At 75.9% G+C, this 1,721-nt stretch carries 2 protein-coding genes; one reads left to right on the forward strand and one right to left on the reverse strand.

Annotation, left to right across the window (positions count from 1 at the left end; genetic code table 11):
• Window positions 1–165: 165 nt before the first annotated feature.
• The gene (locus tag ACFXGA_RS38000; protein WP_378097312.1) at window positions 166–1,161 is read right to left on the reverse strand and encodes a helix-turn-helix transcriptional regulator; all 996 of its coding nucleotides are present in this window, start codon (window positions 1,159–1,161) and stop codon (window positions 166–168) included.
• A gap of 102 nt (window positions 1,162–1,263) precedes the next feature.
• On the opposite strand from ACFXGA_RS38000, the gene ACFXGA_RS38005 reads away from it, so the two are divergent.
• Window positions 1,264–1,659 (forward strand): RidA family protein, encoded by a 396-nt coding sequence (locus tag ACFXGA_RS38005; RefSeq protein WP_378097327.1) that lies wholly within the window; start codon window positions 1,264–1,266, stop codon window positions 1,657–1,659.
• The last annotated feature ends 62 nt before the right edge of the window (window positions 1,660–1,721 follow it).

Below are 1,721 nucleotides of genomic sequence, written 5' to 3' on the forward strand. Positions count from 1 at the left end.
CTCTTTCTTCTCTCTCTATCTTTATATCAACACCCCCCCACTCCACCCCCCCCGCCCCCCCCCCTGCCCCCCCGCGCCCCCCCCCGAGCTGGTGGACACGTTGACGTGCGTGTGGTTGCGCTCGGTCTACGGGATCGGCGAAGGGGACCGGCGCGGGTAGCGCGGTCACGGCCCGGCGGCCGTGCTGGGGGAGGGGTCCGCGTACCGGGCGGCGATCGCGGCGGCGCGGTCGTGCAGGGCGGCGCGCAACCAGTGCGGCGACAGGGCTTCCGCGCCCGCGGCCAGTTGCCACAGCGCCCACTGCGCGTGGCGCGCGTCCTGGAAGGTGACCTCCAGCCGCAGCCGGCCGTCCTCGTCCACGTCCTCGGCCAGCACGGCCACCGCCGTCGCCAGCAGCTCCTCCCGCCGCGCCGGGTCCAACCGCACCAGGACCGCGACCTGGTCGCCGCCGGCCCGGAACCGGGCGCCGCGCTCCTGCCAGGCCCGACCCAGGTCCACCCGCTCGGCGCGCCGGGCCGGTTCGTCCAACTCCTCGGCGGCCAGGACCCGGGACAGCCGGTAGGTGCGGTCCTCGCCGGACCTCGTGGCCAGCAGGTAACCCTGCTCGCGCACGGTGACCAGGCCGATCGGGTCCACCGTGCGCCACCGCGGCGGCTGACCGGCGGCCGCGTACCGGATGCGCAGCCGCCGCCCGGCGACCACGGCGCGCCGCACCTCCGCCACGATCGCGTCCGGCACCTCCTCGGCGACCACGCGGCGGGAGAGCAGATCGGTCTCCGGGTCGACGAGCAGCCGCTCGGCCACGCCCGTCGCGGTCGCCCGGTGGCCCTCCGGCAGCGCGTCGACCACCTTGAGCATCGCGGACGCGAGCGCCGAGCCCAGGCCGAACGCCTGCGCGCCGCGCCGCGACCCGGCGACCAGCAGGGCGAGGGCCTCGTCGTGGTTCAGCCCGGTCAGCTCGGTCCGGAAACCGGGCAGCAACGCGAAACCGCCGTGCCGCCCGCGCTCGGCGTAGACCGGGACGCCGGCCGCGGACAACGCCTCCACGTCCCGCAGCACGGTCCGCGTGGACACCTCCAGCTCGCGCGCCAACGTGGCCGCGGACAACCGACCGTGCCGGCGCAGCAGCAGCACCAGCGAGACCAACCGGTCGGCGCGCACCCGGGAAGGCTAACGGAATACACGACAGGGGATGTCGTGATTCGTTGCGAGGCTCTGCCCACGACGTGCTGTCGACCGGATCGAGGTGGAGCTGAAGTGGCTGTGGAACGAACGGCGGTCAACCCGTGGCCGTGGTCGGTGGAGCTGGGGTACGACCAGGGCCAGGTGGTCTCCGGGCACACCCGGACGCTGTACTGCGCCGGGCAGACCGCGACGGGCGGGGACGGGCGGCCCCGGCACGCGGGCGACCTGGCGGCGCAGCTCGCGCTGAGCCTGGACAACCTGGAGGCCGTGCTCGCCGGGGCGGGGATGTCGCTGGCGAACCTCGTGCGGCTGAACGTGTACACCACGGACGTGGACCTGCTCTTGCGGCACTACGGCGTGCTGGCGTCGCGGCTGGGCGCGGCCGGGGTCGCGCCGGCCACGACGATGCTCGGGGTGTCGCGGCTGGCGATCCCCGCCCTGGTGGTCGAGCTGGAGGGCACCGCCGTCGCCTGACGCCACCCCCGCCCGCCCCCCCCCGCCCGGCCCCCCGCGCCCGCGCGCGCGGGGGCCCCGGG

This window comes from Actinosynnema sp. NPDC059335 (genome assembly GCF_042752395.1).
GTDB lineage: Bacteria > Actinomycetota > Actinomycetes > Mycobacteriales > Pseudonocardiaceae > Actinosynnema.